This is a genomic window from Mycobacteroides sp. H001 (genome assembly GCF_001440005.1).
In the GTDB taxonomy this organism is placed as follows: domain Bacteria; phylum Actinomycetota; class Actinomycetes; order Mycobacteriales; family Mycobacteriaceae; genus Mycobacterium; species Mycobacterium gwanakae.
In genome coordinates, this window is record NZ_LJYH01000043.1 from 170,659 (window position 1) to 197,030 (window position 26,372).

27 protein-coding genes are annotated in these 26,372 nt (G+C 65.4%); 17 read left to right on the forward strand and 10 right to left on the reverse strand.

What is annotated here, in order from left to right; all coding sequences use genetic code 11:
* Positions 1 to 92 precede the first annotated feature (92 nt).
* Complete coding sequence (locus AOT83_RS21615; protein WP_057964474.1) at positions 93 to 1,508, reverse strand: NAD(P)H-quinone dehydrogenase; 1,416 nt, start codon at positions 1,506 to 1,508, stop codon at positions 93 to 95.
* A gap of 104 nt (positions 1,509 to 1,612) precedes the next feature.
* Here AOT83_RS21615 and AOT83_RS21620 point away from each other — a divergent pair, with 104 nt between their 5' ends.
* Positions 1,613 to 2,089: a gamma-glutamylcyclotransferase gene (locus AOT83_RS21620; protein WP_057964475.1), complete on the forward strand. Its 477-nt coding sequence runs from the start codon at positions 1,613 to 1,615 to the stop codon at positions 2,087 to 2,089.
* On the opposite strand, the gene AOT83_RS21625 is transcribed toward AOT83_RS21620, so the two are convergent.
* Together AOT83_RS21625 and AOT83_RS21630 are read right to left on the reverse strand one after the other, a co-directional pair.
* Positions 2,086 to 3,270 (reverse strand): M20 family metallopeptidase, encoded by a 1,185-nt coding sequence (locus AOT83_RS21625; RefSeq protein WP_057964476.1) that lies wholly within the window; start codon positions 3,268 to 3,270, stop codon positions 2,086 to 2,088. The two genes, AOT83_RS21620 and AOT83_RS21625, sit on opposite strands and share 4 nt — an antisense overlap.
* Positions 3,267 to 4,472, reverse strand: coding sequence for a M20 family metallopeptidase (locus AOT83_RS21630; protein WP_030096843.1), 1,206 nt, complete (start codon positions 4,470 to 4,472; stop codon positions 3,267 to 3,269). The genes AOT83_RS21625 and AOT83_RS21630 overlap by 4 nt, the downstream gene beginning before the upstream one ends.
* A gap of 3 nt (positions 4,473 to 4,475) precedes the next feature.
* Between AOT83_RS21630 and AOT83_RS21635 the strand changes: the two genes are divergently transcribed.
* Both AOT83_RS21635 and AOT83_RS21640 read left to right on the forward strand, forming a co-directional pair.
* Positions 4,476 to 5,348 carry a purine-nucleoside phosphorylase gene (locus AOT83_RS21635; protein ID WP_234797688.1) on the forward strand — a complete coding sequence of 291 codons (873 nt, stop codon included), beginning with the start codon at positions 4,476 to 4,478 and terminating at the stop codon, positions 5,346 to 5,348.
* Positions 5,345 to 6,958 (forward strand): phospho-sugar mutase, encoded by a 1,614-nt coding sequence (locus AOT83_RS21640; RefSeq protein WP_057964478.1) that lies wholly within the window; start codon positions 5,345 to 5,347, stop codon positions 6,956 to 6,958. The genes AOT83_RS21635 and AOT83_RS21640 overlap by 4 nt, the downstream gene beginning before the upstream one ends.
* A gap of 11 nt (positions 6,959 to 6,969) precedes the next feature.
* On the opposite strand, the gene upp is transcribed toward AOT83_RS21640, so the two are convergent.
* Positions 6,970 to 7,611 carry a uracil phosphoribosyltransferase gene (gene upp / locus AOT83_RS21645; protein WP_057964479.1) on the reverse strand — a complete coding sequence of 214 codons (642 nt, stop codon included), beginning with the start codon at positions 7,609 to 7,611 and terminating at the stop codon, positions 6,970 to 6,972.
* Positions 7,612 to 7,902: 291 nt separating this feature from the next.
* Between upp and AOT83_RS21650 the strand changes: the two genes are divergently transcribed.
* Genes AOT83_RS21650 through AOT83_RS21665 form a run of 4 tightly spaced genes read left to right on the forward strand, consistent with a single transcriptional unit; the run spans position 7,903 to position 10,241 of the window.
* Positions 7,903 to 8,229: a type VII secretion target gene (locus AOT83_RS21650; protein WP_057964480.1), complete on the forward strand. Its 327-nt coding sequence runs from the start codon at positions 7,903 to 7,905 to the stop codon at positions 8,227 to 8,229.
* A 2-nt stretch (positions 8,230 to 8,231) separates the two neighbouring features.
* The gene (locus AOT83_RS21655) at positions 8,232 to 9,572 is read left to right on the forward strand and encodes an NlpC/P60 family protein (RefSeq protein WP_057964481.1); all 1,341 of its coding nucleotides are present in this window, start codon (positions 8,232 to 8,234) and stop codon (positions 9,570 to 9,572) included.
* Complete coding sequence (locus AOT83_RS21660) at positions 9,547 to 9,900, forward strand: hypothetical protein (protein ID WP_196328468.1); 354 nt, start codon at positions 9,547 to 9,549, stop codon at positions 9,898 to 9,900. The genes AOT83_RS21655 and AOT83_RS21660 overlap by 26 nt, the downstream gene beginning before the upstream one ends.
* Positions 9,900 to 10,241: a YbaB/EbfC family nucleoid-associated protein gene (locus tag AOT83_RS21665; RefSeq protein WP_057964483.1), complete on the forward strand. Its 342-nt coding sequence runs from the start codon at positions 9,900 to 9,902 to the stop codon at positions 10,239 to 10,241. The genes AOT83_RS21660 and AOT83_RS21665 overlap by 1 nt, the downstream gene beginning before the upstream one ends.
* Positions 10,242 to 10,254: 13 nt before the next feature.
* Here the strand turns inward: AOT83_RS21665 and AOT83_RS21670 are convergent, their stop codons facing one another.
* On the reverse strand, positions 10,255 to 10,998 hold the full coding sequence (locus tag AOT83_RS21670; RefSeq protein WP_057980046.1) for an FkbM family methyltransferase: 744 nt from the start codon (positions 10,996 to 10,998) through the stop codon (positions 10,255 to 10,257).
* Positions 10,999 to 11,367: 369 nt separating this feature from the next.
* On the opposite strand from AOT83_RS21670, the gene AOT83_RS21675 reads away from it, so the two are divergent.
* The 3 genes from AOT83_RS21675 (at position 11,368) to AOT83_RS21685 (ending at position 14,802) form a co-directional block, all read left to right on the forward strand.
* The gene (locus AOT83_RS21675; RefSeq protein ID WP_057964485.1) at positions 11,368 to 12,342 is read left to right on the forward strand and encodes a GAF domain-containing protein; all 975 of its coding nucleotides are present in this window, start codon (positions 11,368 to 11,370) and stop codon (positions 12,340 to 12,342) included.
* 49 nt (positions 12,343 to 12,391) lie between these two features.
* Complete coding sequence (locus AOT83_RS21680) at positions 12,392 to 13,390, forward strand: GAF domain-containing protein (RefSeq protein ID WP_057964486.1); 999 nt, start codon at positions 12,392 to 12,394, stop codon at positions 13,388 to 13,390.
* Positions 13,391 to 13,485: 95 nt separating this feature from the next.
* Complete coding sequence (locus AOT83_RS21685) at positions 13,486 to 14,802, forward strand: hypothetical protein (RefSeq protein ID WP_057964487.1); 1,317 nt, start codon at positions 13,486 to 13,488, stop codon at positions 14,800 to 14,802.
* 16 nt (positions 14,803 to 14,818) lie between these two features.
* On the opposite strand, the gene AOT83_RS21690 is transcribed toward AOT83_RS21685, so the two are convergent.
* Genes AOT83_RS21690 through AOT83_RS21700 form a run of 3 tightly spaced genes read right to left on the reverse strand, consistent with a single transcriptional unit; the run spans position 14,819 to position 17,591 of the window.
* Positions 14,819 to 15,907, reverse strand: coding sequence for an adenosine deaminase (locus tag AOT83_RS21690; RefSeq protein WP_030096831.1), 1,089 nt, complete (start codon positions 15,905 to 15,907; stop codon positions 14,819 to 14,821).
* Positions 15,904 to 17,193, reverse strand: coding sequence for a thymidine phosphorylase (locus AOT83_RS21695; RefSeq protein WP_030096830.1), 1,290 nt, complete (start codon positions 17,191 to 17,193; stop codon positions 15,904 to 15,906). The genes AOT83_RS21690 and AOT83_RS21695 overlap by 4 nt, the downstream gene beginning before the upstream one ends.
* The gene (locus AOT83_RS21700; RefSeq protein ID WP_057964488.1) at positions 17,193 to 17,591 is read right to left on the reverse strand and encodes a cytidine deaminase; all 399 of its coding nucleotides are present in this window, start codon (positions 17,589 to 17,591) and stop codon (positions 17,193 to 17,195) included. Before AOT83_RS21700 ends, AOT83_RS21695 begins: the two co-directional genes overlap by 1 nt.
* Positions 17,592 to 17,850: 259 nt before the next feature.
* Here AOT83_RS21700 and sdhC point away from each other — a divergent pair, with 259 nt between their 5' ends.
* The 5 genes from sdhC (at position 17,851) to AOT83_RS21725 (ending at position 22,027) form a co-directional block, all read left to right on the forward strand.
* Entirely contained in the window at positions 17,851 to 18,273 is a 423-nt protein-coding gene (gene sdhC / locus AOT83_RS21705; protein WP_075874154.1) for a succinate dehydrogenase, cytochrome b556 subunit, read from the forward strand.
* On the forward strand, positions 18,270 to 18,752 hold the full coding sequence (locus AOT83_RS21710; protein ID WP_044105172.1) for a succinate dehydrogenase hydrophobic membrane anchor subunit: 483 nt from the start codon (positions 18,270 to 18,272) through the stop codon (positions 18,750 to 18,752). Before sdhC ends, AOT83_RS21710 begins: the two co-directional genes overlap by 4 nt.
* Before the next feature lie 14 nt (positions 18,753 to 18,766).
* Positions 18,767 to 20,521, forward strand: a complete 1,755-nt coding sequence (gene sdhA / locus AOT83_RS21715) for a succinate dehydrogenase flavoprotein subunit (RefSeq protein WP_030096826.1) — start codon at positions 18,767 to 18,769, stop codon at positions 20,519 to 20,521.
* Position 20,522: 1 nt separating this feature from the next.
* Positions 20,523 to 21,305, forward strand: coding sequence for a succinate dehydrogenase iron-sulfur subunit (locus tag AOT83_RS21720; protein WP_030096825.1), 783 nt, complete (start codon positions 20,523 to 20,525; stop codon positions 21,303 to 21,305).
* A gap of 113 nt (positions 21,306 to 21,418) precedes the next feature.
* Positions 21,419 to 22,027, forward strand: a complete 609-nt coding sequence (locus AOT83_RS21725) for a carboxymuconolactone decarboxylase family protein (protein ID WP_057964489.1) — start codon at positions 21,419 to 21,421, stop codon at positions 22,025 to 22,027.
* Here AOT83_RS21725 and AOT83_RS21730 read toward each other — a convergent pair.
* Positions 22,024 to 22,932, reverse strand: coding sequence for a sigma-70 family RNA polymerase sigma factor (locus AOT83_RS21730; protein WP_057964490.1), 909 nt, complete (start codon positions 22,930 to 22,932; stop codon positions 22,024 to 22,026). The genes AOT83_RS21725 and AOT83_RS21730 overlap by 4 nt on opposite strands.
* Before the next feature lie 33 nt (positions 22,933 to 22,965).
* On the opposite strand from AOT83_RS21730, the gene AOT83_RS21735 reads away from it, so the two are divergent.
* Together AOT83_RS21735 and AOT83_RS21740 are read left to right on the forward strand one after the other, a co-directional pair.
* Positions 22,966 to 23,976, forward strand: coding sequence for an SMP-30/gluconolactonase/LRE family protein (locus AOT83_RS21735; RefSeq protein WP_057964491.1), 1,011 nt, complete (start codon positions 22,966 to 22,968; stop codon positions 23,974 to 23,976).
* A gap of 76 nt (positions 23,977 to 24,052) precedes the next feature.
* Positions 24,053 to 25,339: a D-alanyl-D-alanine carboxypeptidase family protein gene (locus AOT83_RS21740; protein WP_057964492.1), complete on the forward strand. Its 1,287-nt coding sequence runs from the start codon at positions 24,053 to 24,055 to the stop codon at positions 25,337 to 25,339.
* Positions 25,340 to 25,343: 4 nt separating this feature from the next.
* On the opposite strand, the gene yhjD is transcribed toward AOT83_RS21740, so the two are convergent.
* A complete protein-coding gene (gene yhjD / locus AOT83_RS21745) occupies positions 25,344 to 26,372 on the reverse strand; it encodes an inner membrane protein YhjD (protein WP_078286234.1) in 1,029 nt (342 codons plus the stop codon).

A 26,372-nucleotide genomic window follows, 5' to 3' on the forward strand; every position in this document is an offset into this window, starting at 1 on the left:
ACCGGGCCCCGGAGTCCTTCCAGAAACCCACGTTACCGGCCGGTAGCGCTCTCGTCTGTGATGTGCGCCGCTGTGGCGCATGTCGTCCGAGGTCAGTCCAGGTCATCGTGGGCGATGAGCTGGCGCGCCGCCTCCGTTACCGAACCGGACAGCGACGGGTACACCGACAAGGTCTGCGCCAGGTCGTTCACCGACAGCAGGTTCTGCACCGCGATCGCGATGGGCAGGATCAGCTCGGAGGCATTCGAGGCCACCACGACACCGCCGATCACCACACCGGTGGCCGGACGGCAGAAGATCTTCACGAAACCGCGCTTGAGGCCCGACATCTTGGCCCGGGGATTGGTGTTCAAGGGCAGCGTGACCGTCCGCGCCGGAATCTCTCCATTGTCGATGGCCGCCTGGGACACCCCCACCGCGGCGATCTCCGGGCGGGTAAACACTGCAGCAGCAACGGTTTTCAACCTGATGGGCTGTACCGCATCGCCCAGGGCGTGATACATGGCAATGCGGCCCTGCATGGCAGCCACCGAGGCCAGCGGGAGCAGACCCGTGCAGTCACCCGCGGCGTAGATGCCTGCCACCGAGGTGCGCGACACCCGGTCCACGGTCAGATAGCCGCCGGAGCCGAGGCTGATCCCGACGCGCTCGAGGCCCAGGCCCGCGGTGTTGGGAATCGACCCCACGGTCATGAGCACATGGCTGCCGTCGACCGCCCTGCCGTCGGCCATCGCCACGCGGACACCTGCCTCGGTCCGGGTCACCGCATCGGCGCGGGCATTCTTGATGAGCGTCACACCGCGCTCGGCCAGCGTGTCCTCCAGGACCAGGGCGGCTTCCTCGTCCTCGTGCGGCAGCACACGGTCCCGGCTGGCCACCACCGTCACCTGAACTCCCAGCTCGGTGTAGGCGTGGACAAACTCCGCACCCGTGACACCCGATCCGACCACGATCAGGTGTTCGGGCAATTCCTCCAGGTCGTAGAGCTGACGCCAGGTGAGGATCCGTTCACCGTCGGGACGCGCATGGGACAACACCCGCGGGCTGGCGCCGGTGGCGATGAGCACCACATCGGCCTCCAGAATGGTGCTGCTTCCGTCCGCGGCGGTGGCCTTGACCCGGTGATATGCCATTCCGACCACGTGATCGACCAGCTCGGCACGTCCAGAGATCAGCCGTACCCCGGCGTTGCGCAGCCGCGCGGCGATATCGGCCGACTGCTCGGCGGCAAGGCGCTTCACACGGTTGTGGATCTGCGGGAGCGAGATCTTGGCGTGCTCCACGTCGATGTCAAAGCCCAGGTTGGGGGCGCGCCGCAGGTCGGTACGAACACCCGTGGACGCGATGAACGTCTTGGACGGCACGCAATCGAAGAGCACGCAGGCGCCACCGATGCCGTCCGAGTCGATCACCGTCACCTCGGTGGTGCTTCGCTCATGGGCCGCGGCCACGAGCGCCGCTTCGTATCCCGCTGGTCCTCCACCAATGATCACGATGCGCGTCGCCACGGCATCAAACCTACAAGGACCGAACCGACCCGGCTTGCCACGATGGGGGAACTTGCCACCATCCCTGCCGTCATCTACAACACAGGACCACTAGGCTTGCCCCCGTGCCGCTCTACGCCGCCTACGGCTCCAACATGCATCCCGAGCAGATGTTGCAGCGCGCGCCGCACTCCCCCATGGCGGGCACCGGCTGGCTGCACGGCTGGCGGCTGACCTTCGGCGGCGAGGACATCGGCTGGGAGGGCGCGCTGGCCACCGTCGTGCAAGACCCCCACTCGAAGGTCTTCGTTGTGCTCTACGACATGACCGGGGCCGACGAGAAGAACCTTGACCGCTGGGAAGGTTCCGAACTCGGCATCCATACCAAGATTCGCTGCCGGATCGACCGCGAGTCTTCCGACACGACCATCGACCCGGTATTGGCCTGGCTCTACGTCGTCAATGCCTACGAGGGCGGACTACCGTCGGCCCGATACCTGGGAGTGATGGCCGACGCGGCGGAAATCGCAGGCGCGCCAGAGGATTACGTGCACGGTCTACGCACCCGCGCCTCACGCAATATCGGCCCGGGAACGAGCTAGGCGGAACCCTGCGCGGCACTCTGCTCGACGAGGTTCACCAGCGTCCGCACGCCGACGCCCAGAGCCCGTTCATCGATATCGAAGTTCGGTTGGTGGATGTCGAGCTGCGGGCCCGATCCTGACCACACCCCCAGCCGCGCCATCGCACCGGGCACCTCCTCCAAGTACCAGGAGAAGTCCTCGCCACCGCCGGACTGCGTGGTCTCCGCGAGTGCATCCAGCCCGATGTCCTCGATGGCACGCACGAAGATATGCGTCGAGTCGGACTCATTGATGACGGGTGGAACACCACGCCGGTAGTTGAGCGTGTAGTCGATACGCAGCGGGGCCAGCAGTCCCTCGATCACGTCGCGGACGGTGTCCTCCAGGGTGATCCACACATCCCGGCTACCGGTGCGCACCGTGCCCGCCAGCGAGCCGATCTGCGGAATGGCGTTGGCCGCCTGCCCGGCGTTGACGGCTCCCCACACCATGACGGTGCCGGCGCGCGGATCGATCCGGCGACTCAACATCCCCGGCAATCCGGTGATGACGGTGCCGAGCCCATACACCAGGTCGGCCGTCAGATGCGGCCGCGAAGTATGCCCTCCCGGAGAATGCAGCGTGACTTCGACGGTGTCCGCGGCCGAGGTGATTGCCCCCGCGCGGATTGCCACCTTCCCCACCTCCAGGCGCGGATCACAGTGCAGCGCAAAAATTCTCGTCACACCAGCCATCGCCCCGGTGGCCACCACGTCGATGGCGCCGCCCGGCATGACCTCTTCGGCGGGCTGGAAGATGAGCCGCACGCCCGAGGGCAGCGAGGGAGCCGAATTCAGGGCCATGGCCGCGCCCAGCAGGATGGCGGTGTGTGCGTCATGCCCGCAGGCATGCGCGACATTGGGCACCGTCGAGGAGTAGGGCGCGCCGGTGCGTTCCTGCATCGGCAGGGCATCCATATCCGCGCGCAATGCCACCCGCGGACCGTCCTCCGGCCCGAAGTCGCAGGTGATTCCCGTCCCGCCGGGCAGCACCTTCGGGTTGAGTCCGGCCTCGGCCAGCCGCGCGGCCACGTACTCGGTGGTGGCGTGCTCCTGGCGCGCCAGTTCGGGATGCGCGTGAATGTGGCGGCGCCACCGGATCAGCGTCTCGGAATTCTCCGCGAGCCAACGCTCCGCGACGGCGGACAGGGATTCGCTCACACCGTCACCGTCCTGCGCGCCAGCCGATCCAGCACCCTGGATCGCTCTGTCTCATTCTCAGCAAGCCGTATCACGGTGCGCGCCAACATCTTCGCTCCTTCAACCACAGCCCGGTCGGCGCCCGGTTCCCGGGCCGCCTTTTCGAAATCGGGCTGATGAATGACCGCTCCGCCCGAATCGATGCCGATGACCGGGTGGATACCGGGCAGCACTTGCGTCACGTTGCCCATATCGGTGCTGCCCAGGGGCACCGCTGCCTCGAACTCGGCGGGCACCGGCGTGCGGCCGAAGGACTCCATCTCCTCGCGGAACACTCCGACCAGCCAGGGATCGGGCGTCAGCTCCAGGTATGGCGGCGACGACTCGACCAGTTCATGGCTGCATCCGGTGGCCACCGCACCAGCGGCGAAGCAGGCGTACACCTTCTCCTCCAGTTCACGCAGGGACGACGATTCGACGGCGCGCATCGTGTACTGCATCGCCGCACGAGCCGGAATGATGTTGGCCGCTTCTCCCCCCTCCGTGACGATGCCGTGGATCAGCTGTCCGGGTGACAGATGCTGACGCAACAGACCGATCGAGACCTGAGCCACCGTCACCGCGTCGGCGGCGTTGATTCCCAAGTGCGGCGCGACCGCCGCGTGTGATTCCTTGCCGTGATAGGTGACCATCACGTCGGTCAGCGCGAGTGACCGCGCTCCGGCGATATCGATCGGCCCGGGGTGCAGCATCACCGCGGCCGCGATGTCGTCGAAAGCACCCGCCTTGAGCAGAAGTGCCTTGCCGCCCCCGTATTCCTCCGCTGGAGTGCCGATAACCACCACGGTGAGTCCGAGTGCGTCGGCAACCTCGGCGAGCGCCAGCCCGGTGCCCACCGCGGAGGCGGCGATGATGTTGTGCCCGCACGCATGTCCGATGCCAGGCAGCGCGTCGTACTCGGCGCAAACACCGATGACCAGCGGACCGTCCCCGAAGGTGGCACGGAATGCGGTGTCCAAACCGCCTTGACCGGTCACGATCTCGAATCCGCGCTCGGCCAGCAGCCGCTGGGTTTTCACAGCACTGCGAACCTCGTGGAAGGCCAGCTCAGGTTCGCCGTGAATATCGTGCGATAACGCCACCAGATCCGTTGCCGCGGCGTCCACGACCGTGCAAGCGGCCTGGGCATGCGCGGCGGACGACGCTCCGGTGCTCAAGGGCATTAGATGAGTATCCCATCATGGTTAGGCTGCGTAGCTGTGACCGATGAGCCACTTGGGCGAAGAGGCAACAGCACCGACGAGACTCCGGCCGGCGAGGCAGCGCGCGCCGCGGCGGAGATCGCCGCGCGCACCGGCGTCGCGTCCCACCCCGTCGCGGTGGTTCTCGGGTCCGGCTGGGCTCCGGCGGCCGCGGCGCTCGGCACCCCCGCCACCACGATCCCGATGGCAGACCTGCCCGGATTCAGCCCGCCGAGCGCTGCCGGACACGGCGGATCGGTGCTGTCGGTTCCTATTGGGGACAGCGGCGAGCGGATGCTGGTCCTGCTGGGCCGGATCCACGCGTACGAGGGTCACGACCTGCGCCACGTCGTGCACCCGGTGCGTACCGCCTGCGCCGCCGGTGCGCGCACCATCGTGCTCACCAACGCCGCTGGAGGATTGCGCGACGAGTACACGGTGGGTCAGCCGGTGCTGATCAGCGACCACCTCAACCTCACGGCCCGCTCACCGTTGTTGGGTGCGCAGTTCGTCGACCTCGTCGATGCGTACGCACCACGATTACGGGCACTCGCACGGGAAATCGATGACAGCCTCGTCGAGGGGGTGTATGCGGGCCTTCCCGGTCCGCACTATGAGACCCCCGCGGAGATCCGGATGCTGCGCACGTTGGGGGCGGACCTGGTGGGCATGTCGACGGTGCACGAAACCATCGCGGCCCGCGCGGCCGGTGCCGAGGTGCTGGGGGTGTCACTGGTGACCAACCTTGCGGCCGGCATGACGGGAGAGTCTCTCAACCATGACGAGGTACTGGCCGCCGGGCGCGCGTCGGCCACTCGCATGGGCCAACTTCTCAGTTCGGTGATTGGCCGGTTATGACCGTCGCGGCGCAGACGATCCAAGACTGGATCGACCATGACCCCGACCCCGAGACGGCAGCCGAGCTACGCGCCTGCTCCGAGGAGGAGCTCGCGCAACGATTCTCGGAGCCATTGGTGTTCGGCACGGCGGGCCTGCGAGGCGCCGTCCGGGGCGGCCCGAACGGCATGAACCTGGCGGTGGTGTTGCGCACCACCTACGCACTGGCCAAGGTCCTCAAGGATCGGTGCCTCGGCGGCTCGACCGTGGTGGTGGGTCGCGATGCGCGACACGGATCCGAGCAGTTCGCACAGGGCACGGCGGAAGTCCTTGCTGCCGAGGGGTTCAAGGTCGTACTGCTCCCCCGCCCGCTGCCCACTCCGGTGCTGGCATTCGCGGTACGGCATCTGGATGCGGCGGCAGGCATTCAGATCACCGCATCCCACAACCCTCCCGCCGACAATGGGTACAAGGTGTACTGGTCGGGGGGAGCTCAGATCATCTCCCCAACCGATCGTGATATCGAATCAACAACAAAGGCAGCCCCTTTCGCTGATCAGATTCCCCGAACCCCCGTCACCCCCGCCGATGACACCTTGGTGGATGCCTACGTCCAGCGTGCCGCCACGGTACGGCGGGGCTCCGGCGGTGTCCGCATCGCCCTCACCGCATTGCATGGAGTCGGCGGCGCCACCGCCGTGGCCGTGCTGAATGCCGCGGGTATCACCGATATTCATGTGGTGGACGAGCAGTTCCAGCCGGATCCGGACTTTCCAACGGTCGCTTTTCCGAATCCCGAAGAGCCGGGAGCCGCGGACGCGGTACTGACCCGGGCCGCCGAGATCGACGCGGATCTGGCCATCGCGCTGGACCCGGACGCCGACCGCTGTGCCATCGGAATTCCCACCACGACCGGTTGGCGCATGCTGTCCGGCGATGAAACCGGTTGGCTGCTTGGTGATTACATCCTCTCAACGCAGCCACCATCGCCCACTCCGCCGGTGGTGGCCAGCACGGTGGTCTCCTCCCGCATGCTCGCGCGCATCGCGGCATCCCTCGGCGCACGGCATGTGGAAACCCTCACCGGCTTCAAATGGCTTGTCCGAGCGGCAGATTTTGACCTGGTCTACGCGTACGAGGAAGCCATTGGGCATTGCGTCGATCCGGCCGCCGTGCGGGACAAGGACGGTATCTCCGCGGCAGTGCTCGCATGCGACCTCGTGACACATCTGCGTGAGCTCGGATCGAGTGTGGAGGAAAAGCTCGAGAACCTGGCGATCAGGCACGGTATCCATGTCACCTCGCAGGTCTCGTTGCGCATGGACTCTCTCGCCGAGATCACGGCGATGATGACGCGCCTGCGGGCGAACCTGCCCACCGCGCTGTCCGGGTTCCCGATCACCGTCGAAGACCTACTGGAGCGACGGGGTCAGCAACGCACCGACGCGGTGATACTTTCCGGAGAGATCGGCGGGTCGTCCATCCGGCTGGTGATCCGTCCCTCCGGAACCGAACCAAAGGTCAAGTGCTACATCGAGGTCCGCGAACCGGTCATCACCGATGCGACCGTCGCGCGGATCTGGGCGGCCGTGGTGGTCTCCGAGCTCGAGGCGTACGCCCGCAACATCTGACTCGGCCCCACTTATCTGGGACCGAACTGACGATCGCCGGCATCGCCCAGGCCCGGCACGATGTATGCGGCGTCGTTCAGACCCTCGTCGATGGTGGCGGTGAACAACCGCGCGGATGTCGACGGGCCGTAGCGCGCAACGCCCTCCCGGACCGCCTCGACCCCCTGCGGCGCCGCGACCACACACAACATCGTGATGTCGGAGGCACCGCGGGAATGCAACAGATCGAGCGTATGGACCATCGAACCACCGGTGGCCAGCATCGGATCCAGGACGAACACCGGTTGTGTCGACAAGTCGGCCGGAAGAGATTCCAGATACGGGGTGGGCTGCCAAGTCTGCTCGTCGCGCGCCATGCCAACGAATCCGACCCGCGCCTCGGGAATGAGGGCATGTGCCTGATCCACCATCCCCAGCCCCGCCCGCAGGACCGGGACCAGCAACGGCGGATTGGCCAAGCGGAACCCCGTCGTCACCGCCACCGGCGTGCGCACCGCGGAGGACTCCACCGGTGCCGAACGGGTCGCCTCATAGACCAGCATCAGGGTCAGATCCCGCAGCGCACCGCGGAAGGCCGCGTTGTCTGTGCCCGCATCGCGAAGAGTGGTCAACCGGGCCGCGGCAAGCGGATGCTCGACTACGTGCACATGCATGCTCCAGACCCTAGAACAGCAAGCTTCGGTCCCGCCGATCGCAGAGGTGGGAGGCATGTGACGGGCGCCACTTTCGACACTGTGCAGCTCTGTGCTTCTTTAGCGTTCCCGGCAAAACAGCCTATTCACACTGAACAGGCAATACGGCGGCATGGCGGCCTTCCTAAAAATCTTTCAAAGAAATTTGAGAAAGATGGAACCGAATCGCGACCACCCCCGTCGTATCCAAGTACAAGGCGAAAACTGCCCGAAAACAGGCGGTGGCCGAACCACCGGAGAGATGGAGGGGACATGGCAGACGGATTATCAGCCGATACAGATCTTTTGCGTGGCGTTGGCGGAGTTCAGTTGGGGATGGGCGGAACGCTCGCGGCGGTAGGCACCGCGGTCAGCATCTTTCCGGTCGCCGCGCTGGCGCCGGTCTTCGGTCCGATTGGCGCGCACTACCTGGGCGCATTCGCCGCGACCTCCGCCAAGCAAGGGCTGGACGTCGGTCAGCTCGCCATGGGCGTCACCGAGTCCGGTGTGAGCACGAATGTGGCGAGCAAGGGCTATGACGACGATGACGACAACGTCGGAAAGAACATCAGCGCCACCGTCGAGGGAATCGAGGCGTAACCATGGTCGAGACAAGTCCAATCTCGCCCAGCCGTTTGTCCGAGGCCGTCAACACGAACTACCCGAGCTTCGAGAACAACCCCTTCTCGGCGAATCTGATCAGCAACGCCATGGACATGGCAGGGACCGTCGGTAACGGCCAATTCAAGGAGGGCCAGGACCCCAGCAAGATGCTGGAGGGCGGCATGCAGGTGATGCAACAAGTCATGCAACAGGGCATGCAGGCGGGAAGCCAGCTCATCGGCTCCTTCGCTGGTGCGGCAGCCCAGGCACTGGGACAGTTCGCCGGCATGGCCGGTCAGGCACTGAGCAGCATGGCCACCCGCAGCGGCGCGATGGGCGCCAATGTCGGACAGGCATCGGAGTCCACCGGTCGGGCCAGCGCGCTGATCACGGAAGCCCTGCAACAGTTCCAACACATCTCCGAGGCGCTCACACCGCTGATCGGCATCTTTCCCCCCGCAGCCGCTGAGCTCGTCCAGGCGGCGGCCGAGTGCACCACCAAGGTCTCGGCCTACACCGCGACACTCGAGGGCGAGCTGGCCGGACAGGCGGGTGAACTCACCGGCATGGCAGGCGCCGACATGGGCAACCCCGCGACACCCGCATCGGGAAACGTCCAGCCCGCGATGTCGGCGATGCAGGGTGGCCTCCAGGCCGGAACGCAGGCGATGTCCGGCGTCGCGAGCGGCGTCACCCAGACCATGAGCTCCATGGGGCAGGGCCTCGGCCAGATCCCGCAGGCTCTTACCGGCATGCTCAGCGGTAGCGGCGCCAGTAGCGCGTTGGGCGGCGCCAACATGAGCGGTATCGCCGCCGGTGCACTTGCCAACCCGTTCGGTGCCGGTGGCGGACACGCCTCCTCCACCGCGGGCGGGACCAGCAGCGGATTGGGTGGTGCCAACGCCAATGCGGCCAAGATGCTGCTTGACCCGCGCAGCATGGGTAAGGGTGCACAGCTGTTCCTGCCCGATGGGAGCACCAGTCAGGCTCCGAACGCGGCCGCGGCAGAGGCGGTGCGCAAGGCCCTCAGCCAGGTGGGCGTGCCCTACGAGTGGGGTGGCACCACACCGGGCGTCGGCTTGGACTGCAGCGGTCTGACTCAGTGGGCCTACGGCGAATCCGGCGTCAACATCCCCCGGCTCGCCCAGGAGCAGGGCGTCGGTATCCGGATTGATCAGGGATCAGTCATGCCGGGTGACCTGGCGGTGTGGGACGGCCACGTCGCCATGGTGATCGGCAACGGCATGATGGTCGAAGCCGGTGACCCCGTGCAGATCTCCCCGATCCGCACCACCAACGCCGGGCAGGGATTCCATGGATTCTACCGACCCACTTCCTAGTTCAGGGGTGCCGCGGCCCGAGCCGCGTGCGAGCATCGATATGACCAATCGTGCTCGCACGCTGCGGGTCAAGGTGTCCGAATTCGGCCTGCCGCTTGAGGTTCAGATCGAACCGGACATGCTCGCCCGCGGCGCGTCGGCGGTCGCACGGGAGATCTTGAACCTGTGCGAACTGGGTGCCGCGCGCTGCGGAGCAGCCCGCCGCGAAGAACTCGCCGAGACCGGTATCCCCGACTACATTCTGGACAAGCTCGGTCTGGCGACACCTGCCCAAGTCGCCGACCTGGAATTGCGCCAATCCGACGAGCAGATGGAACGGAGATCCTGATGACCGAGCCTGACCTCAACTTCTTCAAGGCGCTCGAACAGCAGTATCAGGAAACCATGACGAAGGCCCGTGCCGGTGGTCACATCCTGAACAGTGCTGTCGAAGAGCTCAAAGACCTTCGCGGATGGGCACGTTCGGCGCAGGGCCATGTGGAGGCGGAAGCCAACGGCAACGGCGCGCTGACCAACCTGCGACTCGACGACTCGGTCACCAAACTGTCTCCCAACATCGTCGGGCAGATCGTGGTGGCCACGGCCGCCGCTGCCGCGGGTCAGGCCTTCGATCACCGGGAGCGGGTCTTCGCTCAGCTCATGGTCGATCTGAAGAACCCGCAGCCGTAACCGGCTTCGGGGGCTAGAGTCCCGCGCGGTCTCGGTGTGAATCGGTCAGAAAGACCGCATTTTTGGTGTCCCGCCAGTGTTGGCTGAGCCGTCCGTCTCGATAGGCGTACGGCCTCAGCCCGGCTGGCTGCAGCAGGGACACCACTTCATCCGACGGCGTCTCGATGATCATCACCGGACGTGATGCGGCGATCGTGGCTAGCCCGCCACGAATGACCGCGGCCTCCAGACCCTGTACATCGATCTTGATCACCTGAGGATCCAGGCCAAAGTCGTCGAGCCGCCGAACCTGTACGGGATGGCGCTCGATCGTCAGTTTGGATGCGTCGAACCCCGCCAGGGTGTCCGGGTTGAGCCAGCCGCGCGCCTCGTTCTCATCGAGGGAGGCCAGACCGTCGTAAACAAAGTTCCGGTATCGGGGAACGAACAGATCGAAGGTACCGTCCGCGTCGGAGAGCCCGCAGGCATGCACGTGTACGGTCTTGCTTTCATATCGACGTCTAAGCCGCTGAGCCAGAACGGCATTGGGCTCGAAACTAACGATCCGCTCCGGCGCCGCCGTGCGCTGCAGGGCACAGATGCTCTGACCCCAGTTGCCGCCGATGTCCACCGCCTCCGAGACGGGCCCCAAGCGGCCCAGGAGGCGGAATTCGGGATCGATGCGCCACCCGAATAGCCGAGTGCCCATGTTGTACGCGCCAAACTTGAGCGGCCGCAGAAACGGCAGATAGGTTTGCGCCATTCTCAGCGCCGGCATGCTCACGTGGGCACATTAGCGGAAAAGACGAAGGCGGATCTGCGCCAAGGAATCACACGTCACCCGACCCGATGAGGCGCCGGGGGTCACCGTCACACCTACCGACCCCTCATATGTGCACCGGTAGGTGCTCGCGGCGACCAAAAAATGCACGCGTGTGATCGGCCGAACGGCCGCCACACAGAGCGCATCCACGCTGCGGGCGCGGCCCGAAGAGACAGGGTCCGCACTTAGCCCGCCGATCGCGGGAGCCAGCAGAAAATATCGCGTCTGACCTGCCCAGCGCAACCTTTTCGGAATACTCGCGGCCCTGCTCAACACCGAGCGCTGATCGATCGCCGGCATGTGCTCCGCTGATAACATCCGAAGGTGGCACGCGAGTGGCTTCTGCTGGAGACACTTGGCGACGAGCCCACCGTCATCGCCTCCGGCAGTCAGCCGCGGAACATGATTCCGCTCAGCGCGTTCCTGCGCCGTAATCGAAATCTCGGCCTGATTCGCCGAGTCATCACTGCGGCGACAAAGGCAAACAAGGCCGCGAGCATCGGGCCACCCGATTCGGATTCGGTGATCGACATCCGGCCGATCGCCATGCCCGACGGCCGCGTGCACGGGGTCTGGCTGTGGGCGGGCGCAGCACGCCCCTCCACCGATCCCCCGCGCGAGGGCGGTGCGGTGGTCCTCAACGCCGATACCGGCGCCCTACACATCAGTGACGGTGCCGCCCTGGCCATGGGAATGGCTCCCACCGAGCCGCATGCCCACATCAGCATGCCCGAGCTGTATCGCTACCTGGCGCCCAATCCGGGCGAAACAGATGTCCTGGGGCTCATCGTGACGGCGACCGAAGGCATGACCTACAGCGCCACCTGGCCCGGTGTGGACAGCGAGGGCAATCCCACGCTGTGCCATTTCGCCAGCCGACTGGTTCTGGAACCCAACCAGCAGGGCGTCCCCGAGCGTTTGGGGCGCGCGATCAATCTGCGAGTCGGCCAGCCGGCGCCGCCGGTCCCGCTGCTGGAGCAGCAGATCCTCGAGGCCACCGCCGAACCCGGCATGTATCGCGCGTTAGTCATGATCGCTTCGCGGAAATTGATCAAGTGGATCGATCCGCCTGCCCCGGAATGGCATTGGGAATTCGACCCGCTGGGTCGCCCCAAGATTCACCCGGAGGACCAGGCGAACCTGAACTTCATGATCGACAACGCCGTGTTTGGTGCGACCGAGGCGGTAATCCGGTTCCGCTGCCACGACGACAGCTGGGAACCGCTGCACTGCTCTACCCAACTCGTTCGGCTCAACGAGGATGCGACCGTCGCACTCATCACTCATCGGCGCCGGTAGCGGGCCGGACGCACCCGGATCTTCGCTCAAAAATTGCTAACATCCCGGCATGGCCGGCGATTGGATGCTGCTAGAGACCCTGAGCGACGTGCCCACGGTCATTGCTATCGGATCGCAGGCCCGCAACATGACTCCGCTCGAATCGGTGCTGGGCCGCAACCGGCACCGCCCATTGATCGAGGCGGCGATCGCCGACTGCCGTCGCACGGGTGATCCCACAGAGGCCCTCACTCCGGCACGGGATCGCATCGTGCGGGTACACCCGATAGCCATGGGACAGGTGCATGTTCACGGCGCCCAGGTGTGGTTTGGACCGGCAGACCTCGAGCCGCCGCCGCGCCCCGTTGCGGGAGCGTGCCTGGGCGATCTGGACACCTCGGTCACAACGCTCACCGAGGGGTACTTCGACGTGATGGGTTTCGACCCACAGAACAGATCCGAGAAACAAGCCATTGCCGAAGGCCTTGCCCCCGTCTTGCCGAGCCCACACAACATCGAGTTGATGGCCAACGCCGTGAACCCCGAACTCGAGTCGACGTTCTGCGGAACATGCCTGGCCGCCGACCACCAGGGAAACACCCTTCAAGTCCACTACGCCGGGCGGGCATCCAAGGAAACCGACGCGACAGGGACCGTGGCGCGCATCAACAGGATCGTGTGCACACGGGTGCAGAACAGTCCCGCTGAACCTCGGGTGGGACTGGCGCAGCAGATCCTGGATGCGGTCGCGATCCCTGGAGCACATCGGGTGCTGATCAACGTCGACACCTTCGCCGTCCTCAAATGGATCGACACGCCCTACCCCGACCTGGCATGGCGCTACGACCCCGATCGACCCGAGAGCATCCATCCCGAGGACGCCGCGGTGGCGAGGAACATGCGCGAAGAGCTGCGGACTGGGTCGACCACCGGGGTGCTCCGGGTGCGCGCTGTCTCCGGCGGATGGCTGCGACTGCACGCCTCGGCCACAAGATTCGCATTGCGTGACAATGCTTTTGCGGCCCTTGTCACCCTGACGGCCGCGCCGCGGCCGAATGCCCAGTCGTAGACCACCGGGGCCCGAGCGGCTCTGTTCGCCGCACGTGTGCCGGTTCTCGCGGTGGGTCTTTCGCTCAACTCAGCCGTTCTGGCTAGGCTTGCCGCATGGCTGCTGACATCGTTCCCATCGAACTCGGGCTCACAGAGGGTGACGTGGTCACCCTGTGGGCCCCGCGGTGGCGCGACGCCGGAGACGAGTGGGAGGCGTTTCTCGGCAAGGACGACGATCTGTACGTGTTCGAGTCGGTGGCCGATCTGGTGGCCTTCGTACGGACCGACAACGACAACGATCTCGTCGATCATCCCGCGTGGTCGACGCTGGGTGCACTGTCGGCCGACGAACTCGAGCCCGACGACGACAATCGCTTCGATCTGATCGGGGTGCCGGAGCTGGTTGCCGACAAGCCGAGCGAGGACGCCGTCGACACGCTGCGCGCCACGTTGGCGATCGTGGCCTCCATCGGCGCGGTCTGCGAGTTGGCACCCATCAACAAGCTCATCAACGGCAACCCCGTGTTGGGCACGCTGTCGGGCGGGGCCGAAAGCTTCACCGGTAAAGACGGATTGAAGCGGTGGAACCAGATCGGTGCCATCGTCGGCAAGTCCTGGGACTCGGTGGTCGATGCCATCGACGAGATCGCCGCCACCCCGGATGTTGATGAGGAGCTCTCCGCCGCCGCCGATGCCGAGCTGCTTGCTGCCGCGGAAAATGCCGTCGACAACGACGACGACCTCGAGGATGACGACGAGTTGGAACTGCTCGACGAGGAATCCGACTCGAACGCCGAGAGCTCCGACGACGAGTCCGGCGACGAAGACGAAGACACCGAGGACGACGACACCGAAGACGAGGACGCCCCGGTTCTGGGCGGCGACGAGGACTTCTGGCTGGAAGTCGGTATCGACCCGATCCAGATGATCACCAACTCGGGAACGTTCTACACACTGCGCTGCTACCTCAACGACGAGCCGATCTTCCTGGGACGCAACGGAAGAATCAGTGTGTTCGGTTCCGAGCGGGCACTGGCCCGGTATCTGGCCGACGAGCACGATCACGACCTGTCCGACCTGAGCACCTATGACGACATCCGTACCGCCGCCACCGACGGCTCGCTGCGGATCGACATCACCGACGACAACATCTACGTGTTCACGGGCCTGGCCGATGACCTGGAGGACGGCATCGACGAGGTGGACCGCGATCAGCTCGAGCTGGCGGTGGAGCTGCTGACCGATGTCGCTGAGTATTCCGAGGATGACAGCGTCGACGCCGAGCTGGATGGCGACACCGCACTGGGCAAGCTGGTCGGGCATCTGCTCGAACCGGATAAGCACGACGAGCCGAAGGGCCCCTTCGCCGATGCGGCCGAGAGCTGGCGGACGCTGGAGCGCGCCATGGAAGCGCGGCTGCGCCGCGAGTAGTGCGCGGCTAGCCGGTTTAACCGATCAGGACCGCGTATCCGGGTTTGATCACGTCATCGATGATCGCCAGCCGTTCATCGAACGGGATGAAGGCTGATTTCATCGCGTTGATGGTGAACCGCTGAAGATCACTCCAGCCGTACCCGAACGTCTCGACGAGCCGCAGCATCTCGCGGCTCATCGAGGTATCGCTCATCAGCCGGTTGTCGGTATTCACGGTCACCCGGAATCGCAACCGTGCCAGCAGGTCAAAGGGATGATCGGCAATGCTGGCGACCGCTCCCGTCTGCACATTCGAGCTCGGGCACAGCTCCAACGGCACGCGGGTGTCACGCAGCAGTGATGACAGCCGGCCAAGATGCGCCGTACCGTCCGGATCGATGTCGATATCGTCGACGATGCGCACACCGTGGCCCAGCCGGTCGGCACCACAGAAGGCGATCGCCTCGTGGATCGAGGGCAATCCAAACCCCTCACCGGCGTGGATGGTGAACCGGGCGTTGGCATTACGCATGTACTCGAAGGCATCGAGGTGGCGGCTCGGCGGATAGCCCGCCTCGGCTCCGGCGATATCGAACCCGACGGCACCCCGATCGCGGAACTTCACAGCCAGCTCGGCGATCTCCCGCGACCGAGCCGCATGCCGCATCGCGGTGACCAGGGTGCGGACCTTGATGCGCTTGCCGGCCGCGCTCGCCTGCCGTTCCCCGTCGGCGAAACCGGCCAGCACGGCGTCCATGACGTCGTCGAGGGTCAGGCCGGCATCGATGTGCAGTTCGGGGGCGAAGCGCACCTCGGCGTACACCACGCCATCGGCCGCGAGGTCCTCCACGCACTCGGCGGCCACGCGGTGCAGCGCCGCCGCCGTCTGCATCACACCCACGGTGTGCGCGAAGGTCTCTAGGTATTGCTCCAGAGAGCCACTGTCCGCGGCGGTACGGAACCACGAAGCCAGGGCACTCTCGTCCTCGGCAGGCAGGCTCTCGTACCCAGATTCCCGGGCCAGATCCAGGACGGTGCCGGGCCGCAGCCCCCCGTCGAGATGGTCATGCAGAAGCGCCTTGGGAGCCTGGGTGATTGACACCAAATCAAGTTCGGCCGTCACACCGAAAGTCTATCGATGATGAGCGCGGCAGCGGGCGGCGCCGCACCGATACCCCATCCACCTTCCAGCGCGTCGAGCGCCGCGGGCATCCGTTCGGGGGTATCGGTGTACAGGGTGAACAGCGGTTCGCCGGCAACCACCGGCTCACCCGGGCGCCGGTGAATACGCACGCCCGCGCCATGTTGCACCGACTCTCCGGGACGGCTCCGCCCGGCCCCGAGTCGCCACGCGGCGACCCCAACCGGCATCGCATCGATGTGATGCACCACACCACTGGACGGAGCGAGCACAGTCTCCTGGCACTGGCCGACCGGTAACGGCACCAAAAGATCCCCGCCTTGCGCACTGATCATCGCCCGGAACACGTCCATCGCGGTGCCGTCGGTCAACGTCGCAGCCGGGTCCTTGCCGTCGATACCGGCAGCGGCGAGCATCTCGCGGGCCAGAGCCACCGTGAGGGCGACAACGTCATCGGGGCCTCCCCCCGCCAGCACGTCAAGTGATTCCTGCACCTCGACCGCGTTTCCCGCGGTGGCCCCGAGCGGGGTATCCATCGCGGTCAGCAGCGCACTGGTGGCAACTCCGTGTGCGGTGCCCAGATCGACCATCGCCGAGGCCAATTCGCGCGCCTGCTGCTCGGACTTCATGAATGCCCCGGCGCCCACCTTGACGTCGAGGACCAGCGCGGCGGTGCCCTCGGCCAGCTTCTTACTCATGATCGACCCGGCGATGAGCGGTATCGATTCCACGGTGCCGGTGATATCCCGCAACGCGTACAGCTTTCGATCGGCGGGCGCCAATGAGGCCCCGGCCGCACAGATCACCGCCCCGACATCGGAAAGCTGGTGACGTATCTCCTCGTTGGTGAGGTCGACCCGGATGCCCGCGATGGACTCAAGCTTGTCCAGCGTGCCGCCGGTGTGCCCGAGACCGCGGCCGGACAGCTGCGGCACCGCCGCCCCGCAGGCGGCCACGACCGCGACCAACGGCAGGCTGATCTTGTCCCCCACGCCACCGGTGGAGTGTTTATCCACGGTCGGGCGAGACAGACCGGACAGATTCAGCCGCTCCCCGGAGGCCAGTATCGCCGCGGTCCATGCCGTCGTCTCGGCGGAGTTCATCCCGCGCAGATAGATCGCCATCAGCAGCGCCGCGACCTGCTCCTCACCGATGGCGCCACGGGTGTATTCGCCGATCAGCCAGTCGATGGCTCCCGGACTCAGTTCTCCGCCGTCACGCTTGGCAGCGATGATCGACGGCATATCGAACGTGTACATGTTTGCCATCAGATCCGGCCTCGTTCCAGGTCATCGGGGCCAAAAGCCTCCGGGAGCAGCTCCGCGAGTCTTCGTGGCGCATCCGAGTGATCGATCAGCAGATCAGGGCCGCCGTGTTCGAGAAGTAGCTGGCGGCACCGGCCGCAGGGCATCAGGGCCTCACCGCGCGAATCGACACAGGAGAGCGCAACCAGCCGCCCTCCACCGGTGGAGAACAGGGCGCACACCACAGAACACTCCGCACAGAGACCTAGCCCATATGAGACATTCTCCACATTGCAGCCGACGACGAGCCGACCATCGTCGACGAGCGCGGCCGCACCCACCGGATACTTCGAATAGGGCGCATACGCATGCTTGGTTATCGCATATGCTTTGTCCCGCAATTCATTCCAGTCGATCAACATGATCGGGAATCCTCCCTGTCGACCCCATGAGAGTCGCGTCGGCTCATCATTTGCTCGTGCAAGGTTTACCTAACTTACTTTGGAGTACGGTGCATTTCGGCGCTTTTTCGCGCTCACGCGATTTCGGCGCCACCTCGGAATGGGTTTAGAGTTCGGATGACGGTTCGCCGACCACCGTTGGGCCATCGGTTGCGCGTCATGGACGCCCCCATTTACCGCGCCGTTTGGCCCCAGTCCACCATTGGTGTTGGAGGCCCACGTGACGACTGCGACGCCCGATACGGCCACATCTGGCCGTGAAGGTAATCGCCTCAAGCGATCGCTATACCGTGGTGATCCAGGAATGTGGTCCTGGGTCCTGCATCGCATTACCGGTGCCACGATTTTCTTCTTCCTTTTTGTCCACGTCTTGGATACCGCACTCGTACGGGTGAGCCCCGAGTCGTACAACTCGGTGATCGAGACCTATAAGACCCCGATCGTCGGGTTGATGGAACTCGGCCTGGTCGCGGCGGTGCTCTACCACGCACTCAATGGCGTCCGGGTAATCCTCGTCGATTTCTGGTCCAAGGGCCCGCGTTATCAGCGGCTCATGCTGTGGATCATCGGCGGCGTCTGGTTTGTGGTGATGGTTCCCGCGGTAACCCGGATTCTCATGCACATGGCGGAGCGTTTCCTATGACAACACCTCAGACCGGTCCGAACGCGAGTGCGCGCGCCAGTGGCCGCCTCGCTCCCGTCATGGAGCGCAACTACGACCGCCCTGCCGCACTGGACAATCCACGTGCACCCCGGCGGGCATCGGGTATGCCCAACTTCGAGAAGTACGCGTGGATCTTCATGCGTCTGTCGGGCATCGTCCTGATCTTCCTGGCCCTGGGCCACCTGTTCATCATGCTGATGTGGGACAACGGCGTGTACCGCCTCGACTTCAACTTCGTGGCGCAACGCTGGGCGAGCCCGTTCTGGCAGACCTGGGATCTGACGATGCTGTGGCTGGCTCAGCTGCACGGCGGCAACGGCATGCGCACGATCATCGCCGACTACACCCGTAAGGATTCGACCCGGTTCTGGCTCAATTGCCTGCTGGCACTGTCGATCATCTTCACGGTTGTGCTCGGCACGTACGTCCTGCTGACCTTCAACCCGAACATCGGTTAGGGGCGATTTCCACAATGATTCAGGAACATCGGTACGACGTCGTCATCGTCGGCGCGGGCGGCGCGGGTATGCGTGCCGCGGTGGAGGCCGGACCTCGCGTTCGTACGGCGGTACTGACCAAGCTGTACCCGACACGCAGTCACACCGGCGCCGCCCAGGGCGGCATGTGCGCCGCGCTGGCCAACGTCGAGGAAGACAACTGGGAGTGGCACACCTTCGACACCGTCAAGGGCGGCGACTATCTCGCCGACCAGGACGCCGTGGAGATCATGTGCAAGGAGGCCATCGACGCCGTCCTCGACCTCGAGAAGATGGGTATGCCGTTCAACCGGACGCCCCAGGGTCGAATCGACCAGCGCCGCTTCGGTGGCCACACTCGCGACCACGGTAAGGCGCCGGTGCGCCGCGCCTGCTACGCCGCCGACCGCACCGGGCACATGATCCTGCAGACGCTGTACCAAAACTGCGTCAAGCACGACGTGGAGTTCTTCAACGAGTTCTACGCACTGGATGTCGTACTCACCGAGACGCCCAACGGCCCGGTGGCCACCGGCGTGGTCGCCTACGAGCTCGCGACCGGCGATATCCATGTGTTCCACGCCAAGGCAATCGTTTTCGCCACCGGCGGTTCGGGCCGCATGTACAAGACGACCTCCAACGCACACACCCTGACCGGCGACGGCCTGGGCATTGTGTTCCGCAAGGGACTTCCGTTGGAGGACATGGAGTTCCACCAGTTCCACCCGACAGGCCTTGCCGGTCTGGGCATCTTGATCTCCGAAGCCGTGCGCGGCGAGGGTGGTCGTCTGCTCAACGCCGACGGCGAGCGGTTCATGGAGCGCTACGCCCCCACTATCGTCGACCTGGCACCTCGCGACATCGTCGCGCGCTCAATGGTTCTCGAGGTACTGGAGGGCCGCGGCGCGGGCCCCAACAAGGACTACGTCTACATCGACGTGCGCCACCTCGGTGCCGACGTGCTGGAAGCCAAGCTGCCGGATATCACCGAATTCGCCCGTACCTACCTGGGTGTCGACCCGGTCACCGAGCTGGTTCCGGTGTACCCCACCTGCCACTATGTGATGGGCGGCATCCCGACCAACATCAAGGGACAGGTGCTGCGCGACAACGACAACGTGGTTCCCGGGCTGTACGCCGCGGGCGAGTGCGCCTGCGTCTCGGTGCACGGCGCCAACCGGCTGGGCACCAACTCGCTGCTGGACATCAACGTGTTCGGCCGCCGGGCGGGTATCGCCGCAGCCGAGTACGCCGACTCCCACGACTTCGTCGAACTGCCGGAGAACCCGGCAACGATGGTCACCCAGTGGGTGGCGGACGTGCTTTCCGAGCACGGTGACGAGCGCGTGGCCGACATCCGCACCGAGCTGCAGCAGTCGATGGACAACAACGCCGCGGTGTTCCGCACCGAAGAGACGCTCAAGCAAGCGCTGCAGGACATCCACCGGCTCAAGGAGCGGTACAGCCGGATCACGGTGCACGACAAGGGCAAGCGCTACAACAGCGACCTGCTCGAGGCCATCGAGCTGGGCTTCCTGCTCGAACTCGCCGAGGTGACCGTGGTCGGTGCGCTCAACCGCAAGGAATCCCGCGGCGGCCACGCCCGCGAGGACTACCCGAACCGGGACGACACCAACTACATGCGACACACCATGGCGTACAAGCAGGGTGCCGAGCTGCTGTCCGATATCCGGCTGGACTACAAGCCCGTTGTCCAGACCCGGTACGAGCCGATGGAACGGAAGTACTGAGATGACTGCGGTTATCGAGAAAGCCGAAGCCGGCGACCCGCCGCTGCCGCCGGTCCCCGAGGGCGCGGTCATGGTGGAGCTCAAGATTCAGCGCTTCAACCCCGAAGATCCGGACGCCGCCGGCTGGCAGAGCTTCCGTGTGCCGTGCCTGCCGACGGACCGGCTGCTGAATCTGCTGCTGTACGTGAAGGGCTACCTGGACGGCACGCTGACCTTCCGCCGCTCCTGCGCGCACGGCGTGTGTGGCTCGGATGCCATGCGCATCAACGGTGTCAACCGGCTGGCCTGCAAGGTCCTGATGCGGGATCTGCTGCCCAAGAAGCCCAAGAAGACGCTCACCATCACCATCGAGCCGATCCGCGGGCTGCCCGTGGAAAAGGACCTCGTGGTCAACATGGAACCCTTCTTCGACGCATTCCGCGCCGTGAAGCCGTACATGATCACCAGCGGCAACCAGCCGACACGTGAGCACATCCAGAGCCAGACCGACCGCGCGCGCTTCGATGACACCACCAAGTGCATCCTGTGCGCCTGCTGCACCACGAGCTGCCCGGTGTTCTGGAGCGATGGAAGCTACTTCGGTCCCGCGGCGATCGTGAACGCACACCGGTTCATCTTCGACAGCCGCGACGAGGCCGCCGCCGAGCGCCTGGACATCCTCAACGACGTGGACGGGGTGTGGCGCTGCCGCACCACGTTCAACTGCACCGACGCCTGCCCGCGCGGTATCGAGGTCACCAAGGCGATCCAGGAGGTCAAGCGCGCACTGATGTTCGCGCGTTAACCGATCGATCCGTCTGCACCGCCGGGTGTGAGCGCCAATGCTCACGCCCGGCGGTTTTTTCTATGCCGAGGCGCGCCCTGTCACACATCCGAGGGCTGCCTCGTCATACGGATATGACCGCACAATCACGCAAAACAACCCGTATCAATCCTGTCCCCCCACAACAAGCCTCCTTGCTCACACGCATCATGTACCGGGTCGCCAAGCGGCGATACGGCCAAGTGCCCGAACCGTTTACGGTGCTTGCCCACCACCGCAAGCTGATGGTGGCGGCCGCGACGCACGAGCAGATGCTGGGCAGCGCATCCAAGGTTCTGCCGGCCAGCGTACGAGAACTCTCGGTGTTCTGGACCGCCCGCACGGTGGGCTGCTCATGGTGCGTCGACTTCGGCTCCATGCTGCAGCGGCTCGACGGCTTGGATGTCGAGCGCCTCAAGGCCATCGACGACTACGCGACCTCGCCGCTGTACACCGCCGACGAGCGCGCAGCCATCGCCTATGCCGATGCGATGACGGGCAATCCGCATGACATCACCGACGAGCAGATCGAGGATCTACGTCGGCGGTTCGGTGACGCCGGGGTGATCGAGCTGACCTACCAGGTCGGCGTCGAGAACATGCGCGCCCGTACGTACGCCGCCCTCGGAATCACCGAGCAGGGCTTCAATTCCGGCGATGCCTGCCGGGTTCCGTGGGCCATCGAGGACACGTCGGAGGCCTAGCCGCTGCGCAACGGTGTACCGCTGAACTTGTCGGGATTGCTCACATCCCAGACCGCCAGCACCTTGCCGTCCCGCACGGTGTATCCGCTGACCCGGGGCAGCACCGGCCTGAAATCCGGGTCGGTGTCTGTCTCGGTCAGGTACATGCCGAACTGTCCGTTCACCAACGCCGGATTGATGGCCTGAATCATCTGCGGGCCGTAACGGTCCAGCAATCCGAGCAGGAAGCGCGCCACCTTGTCGGGGCCGCGAATGACCCGCACCGCGGTGGGTGCCTTGCCATCGGAATCCCCCGTCATCGTCACGTCCGGATGCAACAGTCGGACAACGGCTTCCACACTGCCGGACATGAGGGCCTCGAGCAGCTGGCCGACCACCGCATTGTGCTCGGCATCGCCCACCGGCTCCGGCGTCGCACTCACCGTCCGACGCGCACGCGTGGCGAGTTGGCGCGCGGCCGCGTCGTTGATGCCGAGGATCTCGGCAATCTGCTTGAAGGGCACGGAGAATCCGTCGTGCAGGACGAAAGCCACGCGCTGATCGGGTGCCAGACGATCCAGCACCACCATCGCCGCAAAGCGCGCGTCCTCACTGGCCACCAGCACGGCCAGCGGATCATTGCCGTCCAAACCGGTGACTACCGGCTCTGGAAGCCACTCCCCCACATAGGTTTCCCTGCGATAGACGGCCGACCGCAGCCGATCCAGGCCCAGCCGGGATACCACGGTGGTCAGCCACGCCGCGAGGTCCTCGATCTCGACGGTCGTAGAGTGCAGGCGCAACCACGCGTCCTGCACGATGTCCTCGGCGTCGGCGACGCTGCCGGTGAGGCGGTAGGCCACCGCCTGCAACCGAGGGCGCAGCGCCTCGAACTCGTCGGTGCGATCGCGAACCGGAACTGCCACCTCTTGAGCCTAGGCCTGCAATAAGGTGAGCCCATGGCCAAGCCGTCGATTGACCCCGTCCGCTGGCAGCCGCCCGGAGTGCGGGCACTATCCCTGAACCCACGGCCCCTACCCCCGCTCACGGTGGTGCCGCTCCCGGGCCATGGGCCCGAGGATGTCGTGGCCGATGCCGCAGGAAACATCTGGACGGGTGTGGTGGACGGAAAGATGCTCCGCATCTCCCCCGACGGTGCCGAGGTCACACACGTCGCGACCACCGAGCACCCACCCCTGGGCCTGCACGTCGCGCGCGATGGACGCGTGCTGATCTGCAGCCGCGACAAGCTGCTGGCCCTCGATCCGGCTTCCGGAGATATCGAGCCACTTGTCACCAAGGTCGATGGCTCCCCACTCATCTTCTGCTCGAATGTGACCGAAGCATCCGATGGGACAATCTATTTCAGCGAGTCAACGGCACGTTTTCCCTTCGAGGAGTATCGGGCCGCCGCCATCGAGGGCCGCGGCACCGGCAGGGTATTCCGCCGCGATGTCGACGGCACCGTCACCACCATCGCCGACGGGTTGTACTTCACCAACGGGGTCACCCTGACCGCCGACGAGTCTCGCTTGGTGTACGCCGAAACCATTGGCCGGCGCCTGAGCACGATCGCGCTATCGGGTTCTGCGCAGGGACAGACCTCCAGGCTCGTCGAGGAATTACCGTGCATGCCGGACAACATCAGCACCGGCTCCGATGGCCGGATCTGGGTCGCGATGGCAGGGCCCCGCAATGCCGCGCTGGAAACACTCGTGCCGCGCGCTCCGCTGCTACGCAAACTCCTCTGGCGGCTTCCGGAATCGATTCAGCCTGCCGTCGCGGCCGACGCCTGGGTTGTCGCGTTCGATCCGGACACCGGGGCCGCGGTGGTGAACATCCGCGGCCGCGACCCACTGCTGCAGACCACGACCGGAGTCGTGGAGTCCGGCGGGCGTCTCTGGCTGGGCTGCATCGGATCGTCGGCCGTCGGTCATATCAACCTGACCGATATCGCGCCGTCGGGGTAGTCGACCCAGAAGTCACATCCGACACAGGCGTAACATCCCCCAGTTCAGGGTGGTGGTCACTTACTGTGGCAAGGCGATGACCACCTGGATTCCTGCGCCCGATCGCCGCCCGTCGCTGCGAGCAGCCGCGACGCGCTTCGCCGCGGCCACCGCCGCCGGGCTGATCGTCGCCGCCCTCCCCATGAGCACACCGTTGGCCACTGCCGAGCCCGGGTTCACGCCGCCGGATACCAGCGGGTGCCCCTACAAGGTCGTCACGCCACCGGCAGTCGACACCTCCGAGGTTCCCAAGGCCGGTGGCGATCCGCCCGCGCCACTCCCGGTGCCCGCCAAGCCCATCGGTGGCGAGATGCTCGGAAGCTGCGATGTGATCACTCCTAACGGGGCGGGGCCCGTCCCCAATGACGTCTCTGCGGAATCCTGGCTCATCGCCGACCTGAACACGGGAAATGTGGTGGCGGCCAAGGACCCCCACGCCCGGCACCGACCCGCCAGTGTCATCAAGGTGCTGGTCGCCATGGAGGCCATCAACAACCTGAACCTCAACCAGGCGGTGGTGGGTACCCAAGACGACGCGAACAGCGAGGGCACCAGAGTCGGCGTCGACGTCGGCGGCACCTACACCGTCCGGCAACTGCTCACCGGTCTGCTCATGAACTCGGGCAACGACGCCGCACACGCGCTGGCCGTCCAGCTCGGAGGCATGTCCGAGACCGTCGCCAAGATCAATGACATGGCGCAGAAACTCGGCGCGCGGGATACGCGGGTTGCCACCCCCTCCGGTCTCGACGGCCCCGGCATGAGCACCTCGGCCTACGACCTGGGTTTGTTCTACAAGTACGCATTCGCAGACCCCACCTTCGCCGATCTGGTGTCGGCTCCGAAGGCGACCTTTCCCGGCCATCCCGCCAAACCCGGTGAGCCCGACGATCATCCGGCCTACGAGATGACGAACGACAACCGGCTGCTCTACAACTACCCCGGCGCGCTCGGCGGAAAGACCGGATACACCGACGACGCGCAACAGACCTTTGTCGGCGCCGCCGAGCGTGACGGCCGCCGGTTGGTGGTCACCATGCTGCGGGGTACGCGTCTTCCGATAGCTCCGTGGGAGCAGGCCGCCCATCTACTCGACTACGGGTTCTCGACGCCACGCGACGCCTCGATCGGCAAGCTCGTCGATCCCGACCCTGCGCTGCTGACCAAGCCGCATGCCGACAACGCGGCCACGCCCCAAGCCGCCGGTCTCACCACGGATGCGGTCAACAGCGTCCCCGTCCGGGTGGGTGTGACGATCATCGGCGCGATGATCGTCTTCGGTCTCATCCTGGCGGCGCGATCACTCAACCGCCGCCAGGCCTAAACCGCTAGTCGCCGCCGCGGCCTAGCCACGAAATACCGAGAGCACCAAGAGCTCCAGCGCCGAAGGCGGCGAGGACACCCAGCTTGGTGGGCCGCTCGACGGTCTCGATCCGCGTAGTGATGACCACCGGCTCGGGCGGCGGCACATAGACAAAGGGCCGGTTCTCATCGGAGGTGGCTGCCCACGCGGTGGCATACAACAGCAGACGCGCAGTGATGTAGGCGAACACCATGATGCCCAGCACCGGACCGAACGTAGAGCCCGCGGGACCATGCATGATCACGCTCAGATAGATCGACGCGACCTGTTTGAACAGCTCGAAGCCGATCGCCGCGATGAGCCCGGCCCGCACCGCACTGGAGAACGGCAGCCGCTCTCTGGGTAGCCGCGAGATCATCCAGGTGAACAGCGCCCACGACAACACGGTCGCTATGGCGATGGTGACGACCTTGAGCAGCACTGCCGGTATCGAGACGTCATGCAGCCCGAACCAGCCGAGTATGCGCAGGATCGTCTTCTCATTACCGACAACGGTGACCGCGATGGTGAGAGCCAGCGCCACGAACGTCGACCCCAATGCCACCAGATCTGAGAGCTTGCCCCGCACGAACCCGTCGGAGTCGTTGGGCTGCTCCCACATGGCGCTCAGTGCCGCCCGCACGTTGGCCATCCACCCCAGCCCGGCCCAGGCCGCGGTCGCAAGACCCGCGATGCCCAGGCTGGTACGCGAGGCAATCGCGGTATCCATCAGATTGATTAGCTGATTGCCCACTTCGCCGGAGATGGCCCCGCTGATCCGGCCCCGTAACTCCGCAATCGTGTCCGGCCGCCTGGACAAGACGAAGCCCATGATCGCGAATCCGACCATCATCAGCGGAAACAGCGCAAAGACTGTGAAATACGTAATTCCGGCGGCGTAGAAGTTGCCGTTGACCTTCTGGTAGCGCTCCTGCATGCGCATGATGTGGTCGAACCAGGGAAACCTTGCGCGATAGCGGTCGAGAATCCCGGGCTTATCGTCTTCGGCCACCAC

Excerpts from the sequence above, each read along its gene's own strand:
- AOT83_RS21630 (WP_030096843.1), bottom strand. The coding sequence starts at position 4,472 with ATGCCCTTGAGCACCGGAGCGTCGTCCGCCGCGCATGCCCAGGCCGCT.
- AOT83_RS21635 (WP_234797688.1), top strand. The coding sequence starts at position 4,476 with ATGAGTATCCCATCATGGTTAGGCTGCGTAGCTGTGACCGATGAGCCA.
- AOT83_RS21640 (WP_057964478.1), top strand. The coding sequence starts at position 5,345 with ATGACCGTCGCGGCGCAGACGATCCAAGACTGGATCGACCATGACCCC.
- upp (WP_057964479.1), bottom strand. The coding sequence starts at position 7,611 with ATGCATGTGCACGTAGTCGAGCATCCGCTTGCCGCGGCCCGGTTGACC.
- AOT83_RS21650 (WP_057964480.1), top strand. The coding sequence starts at position 7,903 with ATGGCAGACGGATTATCAGCCGATACAGATCTTTTGCGTGGCGTTGGC.
- AOT83_RS21655 (WP_057964481.1), top strand. The coding sequence starts at position 8,232 with ATGGTCGAGACAAGTCCAATCTCGCCCAGCCGTTTGTCCGAGGCCGTC.
- AOT83_RS21660 (WP_196328468.1), top strand. The coding sequence starts at position 9,547 with ATGGATTCTACCGACCCACTTCCTAGTTCAGGGGTGCCGCGGCCCGAG.
- AOT83_RS21665 (WP_057964483.1), top strand. The coding sequence starts at position 9,900 with ATGACCGAGCCTGACCTCAACTTCTTCAAGGCGCTCGAACAGCAGTAT.
- AOT83_RS21670 (WP_057980046.1), bottom strand. The coding sequence starts at position 10,998 with ATGCCGGCGCTGAGAATGGCGCAAACCTATCTGCCGTTTCTGCGGCCG.
- AOT83_RS21680 (WP_057964486.1), top strand. The coding sequence starts at position 12,392 with ATGGCCGGCGATTGGATGCTGCTAGAGACCCTGAGCGACGTGCCCACG.
- AOT83_RS21685 (WP_057964487.1), top strand. The coding sequence starts at position 13,486 with ATGGCTGCTGACATCGTTCCCATCGAACTCGGGCTCACAGAGGGTGAC.
- AOT83_RS21695 (WP_030096830.1), bottom strand. The coding sequence starts at position 17,193 with ATGGCAAACATGTACACGTTCGATATGCCGTCGATCATCGCTGCCAAG.
- AOT83_RS21700 (WP_057964488.1), bottom strand. The coding sequence starts at position 17,591 with ATGTTGATCGACTGGAATGAATTGCGGGACAAAGCATATGCGATAACC.
- AOT83_RS21710 (WP_044105172.1), top strand. The coding sequence starts at position 18,270 with ATGACAACACCTCAGACCGGTCCGAACGCGAGTGCGCGCGCCAGTGGC.
- sdhA (WP_030096826.1), top strand. The coding sequence starts at position 18,767 with ATGATTCAGGAACATCGGTACGACGTCGTCATCGTCGGCGCGGGCGGC.
- AOT83_RS21720 (WP_030096825.1), top strand. The coding sequence starts at position 20,523 with ATGACTGCGGTTATCGAGAAAGCCGAAGCCGGCGACCCGCCGCTGCCG.
- AOT83_RS21725 (WP_057964489.1), top strand. The coding sequence starts at position 21,419 with ATGACCGCACAATCACGCAAAACAACCCGTATCAATCCTGTCCCCCCA.
- AOT83_RS21735 (WP_057964491.1), top strand. The coding sequence starts at position 22,966 with ATGGCCAAGCCGTCGATTGACCCCGTCCGCTGGCAGCCGCCCGGAGTG.
- AOT83_RS21740 (WP_057964492.1), top strand. The coding sequence starts at position 24,053 with ATGACCACCTGGATTCCTGCGCCCGATCGCCGCCCGTCGCTGCGAGCA.